The organism is Spongiactinospora gelatinilytica, from assembly GCF_003236385.1.
Classification (GTDB): domain Bacteria; phylum Actinomycetota; class Actinomycetes; order Streptosporangiales; family Streptosporangiaceae; genus Spongiactinospora; species Spongiactinospora gelatinilytica.
Genome location: NZ_POUA01000560.1, coordinates 1 through 3402, shown reverse-complemented (window position 1 = coordinate 3402; position 3402 = coordinate 1). Strand labels below are relative to the sequence as shown.

At 75.2% G+C, this 3402-nt stretch carries 3 protein-coding genes; 1 reads left to right on the top strand and 2 read right to left on the bottom strand.

All coding sequences use genetic code 11. From position 1 onward, the window contains the following. Positions 1–56 precede the first annotated feature (56 nt). On the top strand, positions 57–1499 hold the full coding sequence (locus tag C1I98_RS36855; protein ID WP_111171902.1) for a sensor histidine kinase: 1443 nt from the start codon (positions 57–59) through the stop codon (positions 1497–1499). On the opposite strand, the gene C1I98_RS36850 is transcribed toward C1I98_RS36855, so the two are convergent. Next, on the bottom strand, positions 1435–2406 hold the full coding sequence (locus C1I98_RS36850; RefSeq protein WP_158558347.1) for a TAXI family TRAP transporter solute-binding subunit: 972 nt from the start codon (positions 2404–2406) through the stop codon (positions 1435–1437). The genes C1I98_RS36855 and C1I98_RS36850 overlap by 65 nt on opposite strands. Before the next feature lie 8 nt (positions 2407–2414). Next, positions 2415–3101: a response regulator transcription factor gene (locus tag C1I98_RS36845; protein ID WP_111171900.1), complete on the bottom strand. Its 687-nt coding sequence runs from the start codon at positions 3099–3101 to the stop codon at positions 2415–2417. Positions 3102–3402 lie beyond the last annotated feature (301 nt).

The following is a 3402-nucleotide window of genomic DNA, read 5'->3' as shown; positions in this document are numbered from 1 at the left end:
CGACGGGGGTGCGCGGGGGGCTAGGGGCTCGTACGCTTGGCGCGAGGTGAGGCGTCGTGCGCAGGCGGCTGCTGGTGATCGTCATCGCGCTGGTCTCCGGGCTGGTGGCCGCGCTCGGGCTGCCGCTCGCCATCACCGGGGCCGAGCAGACCTCGCAGGCGGTGTTCATCAGCCGGGCCGATGACACCGGCCGGTTCGCCGACGCCGCCGATTCGGCACTGTCCACCGGCCGGGTCCGGCGGCTTGAGGCCGACCTGCGCCGCTACGACGAGCTCTACGACAGCCTTGCGTTCGTCGTGGACGCCGACCGCAAGGTCTTCGCCGCCTCGCGCCCGGCGGTCGCGCTCGACGACCCCGAGGTGGCCCGCCCGCTGCAAAGGGGGCTCGCGGGCCGGCCGCCGCAGCGGCCGCACGCGCTGTGGCCGTGGGACGGCCGGCCCTACGTCGTGGTGGAGCCGGTGGTCAGGGACAACCGCGTGCTCGGCGCGGCGGTGACCGTCTCCCCCACCGGCGCGGCGCGCGGCGAGCTCGCCGTACGGCTGGGCTACCTCGCCGCGGGCGGGCTGCTCGCGCTCGTCATCGTGGCCCTCGCGGTGGCCGTGCCGCTGGTGCGGTGGGTGCTGCGCCCGGTCCGCGACCTCGACGAGGCCGCGCACGTCGTCGGCTCCGGCTCGCTGGCCGCGCACGTCTCCGACCGCGCCGGCCCGCCCGAGCTGCGCAGGCTCGCGGCCAGCTTCAACGCCATGGCCGACGCCCTGGCCGCCGCGGCGCGGGCGCAGCGGGAGTTCGTCGCCAACGCCTCCCACCAGTTGCGCAACCCGCTGACGGCGCTGCGGCTGCGGCTGGAGAACGCCAAGGCGTTCGCCGCCGACGAGCACGGCCGCGAGGACCTGAGCCGCGCGCTGGAGGAGACCGACCGGCTCGGGGTGACCGTGGACGGCCTGCTGCGCCTGGCCAGGGCCGAGGCCCTCGACTCCCTGCCGGAGCCGGTCGACGTCTCCGCCGAGGTACGGCGGCGCGCCGAAGCCTGGCGGACCGCCTACCTGAGCGCGGCGACCCCGCTCACCGTGGACGCCCCCGATCGGGTCACCGCGCTCTGCCCGCCCGACCTGCCGGGCCACGCCCTCGACGTGCTGCTGGACAACGCGCTGAAGTTCGGCGGCGGCGCCCCTGTGGAGGTGTCGGTCGGCTCCGAGAACGGCGGGCCCGGCGCGGGCTGGGTCACGATCGCCGTGCGCGACCGCGGCGACGGGCTGACCGAAGAGGAGTTCACGCAGGCCGGGGGCCGTTTCTGGCGCAGCCCCCGGCACCAGAACACGCCCGGCACCGGCCTCGGCCTGGCCGGCACCCGCACGCTCGCGCACCGCAGCGGAGGGTCGCTGGAGCTGACGCCGCTGCGGCCACGCGGATTACAGGCGCTGCTCCGGCTGCCGCTCAGCGATGCTGCTGCCGATACCAGCGGGCCGCCCCCGGATGCAGGTCCAGCGGATAGGTCGTGATCGCCGCGCCCGGGTCCAGGCGGCGCGCCTCGTCGTGCACCTCGGCGAGCCGGGGCTGTTCCTCGAACAGGGTCCTGGTGAGCCAGTAGGCGACGGGCTCGGGCAGGTCGCGGTGAACGACGAGGTAGTTGGGCACGCTCACGGTGCCCACCTCGTCCGCCAGGCCGTACACCGAGGCGGGCACGGTCGTCTCGGTGTACAGCTCGCCGTACTGCCGGGTGAGCCTGCCCGCGACCCGGCCGAGGTCGATGAGCCGCACGGCGGTCGAGGCGCGCAGGCCGGTGATGCCCTCGCTGGGCAGGCCGCCGCTCCAGAAGAAGGCGTCCAGCTCGCCCAGCTCCAGGGCGCGCGCGGAGGGGCTGATCTCCTGGTGGTCGAGCACGACGTCGTCGTACAGCCCGGCGAGCCGCAGGACGCGCTCGCTGACGACCGCGGTGCCCGAGCCCTTGGCGCCGATCGACACCCGCCGCCCGGCGAGGTCGGCCAGGGTGCGTATCGGGCCGTTGGCGCGTACGACGAGCTGCACGTAGTTGTCGTACAGCCGGGCCAGGGCGACGATGGGACGCCCGCCGGGGAACGCGCCCCGGCCGCTGAGGGCGTCGGCGGCGATGTCGGCGAGCACGAATCCGGCCTCGGCCTTGCCGGCGGTGAGGAGTTCGATGTTCTCGACGCTGCCGACGGTGGCGATCGGCTCGGCCGCGGTCTCCGGGAAGCGCTGCCTGACCAGGTGCGCCAGCGCGCCGCCGTACAGGGCGTAGACGCCCCCGGCGCTGCCGGACGCGATGCGGACCGGGCCCCGTGGCGCGGCGGGCAGGCCGGTGTTCGCGCACGCGGTGACGATCGCGGTCAGTATGGCGAGCGCGATCGCCGTACGCCACCGGGGGATGCGGGCCTGCGCCACCGGCACGGTCGCCTTCAGTCGCCGGGGCAGGGCAGCCGGTATCCGATGCTGCGAACCGTCTCGATCAGCGGGGGATCGCCCAGCTTGGCGCGCAGCGTCGCGATGTGGACGTCCAGGGTGCGGCCGGTCCCCTGCCCGATCGCGTCCCATCCCTCCAGGAACAGCCGCTTGCGCGGTACCACGGCCCCGGCCGCGCGGGCCAGGCACAGCAGCAGGTCGAACTCCTTGGGCGCCAGCCCGATCGGCCGGTCGTCCCTGGTCACGGCACGGATGGCCGGATCGATCCGCAGGCCGCCGAGCACGATGGGCGCCTCCGGCCGGGGGCGCACCCGGCGCAGCACCGCCTCCATGCGGGCGCACAGCTCCGCGAGGGAGAACGGCTTGACGACGTAGTCGTCGGCGCCCGCGTGCAGGCCCGCGATCCGATGGTGGGTCTCCCCGAGGCAGGTGACCGCGATGATGCCCATGTCGGCGGCCTTCGCGCGCAACCTGCGGCACAGGTCCACGCCTTTGGCGTCGGGGAGGTTGAGGTCCAGCAGCACCAGGTCGGCGGGGGGCGCGGCCAGCGCCTCGGCCGCGCTGTGCGCGGGGACCACCTGCAAGCCGAGGCGGCGCAGCCCGGAGACGAGAGCCTCGGCCACCCCGCGATCGTCTTCGACGACCAGCACGCGCGTCCGCCCCGGTGGGGCGCTCCCTTGCATAGGGGCATGGTAAGCCGCGGGAAGCGCCGCCACCCAGGGCACGGCGCGGATTTGATGGCCGCTTAACACTGGACTTCTGCGGCCCTGCCCCGAGGAGCGGGCGCGCGCCCTGGCGCCTCCGTTAAGCGCCCATCAAGAAACCCCGCCACGCCTTCTGATGTGACCCAGGCCACGCCTACGTTTCCGGCAACCGGTGCGACCGCGCCGGTCGGCCGCGACGCGGCCTGGACAGCCGGGAGGCAGCCGTGACGTTTCCCCAGCACGAAAAGGCCGGCCCCGCCCCAGCGGGGCCCTCCGGCCC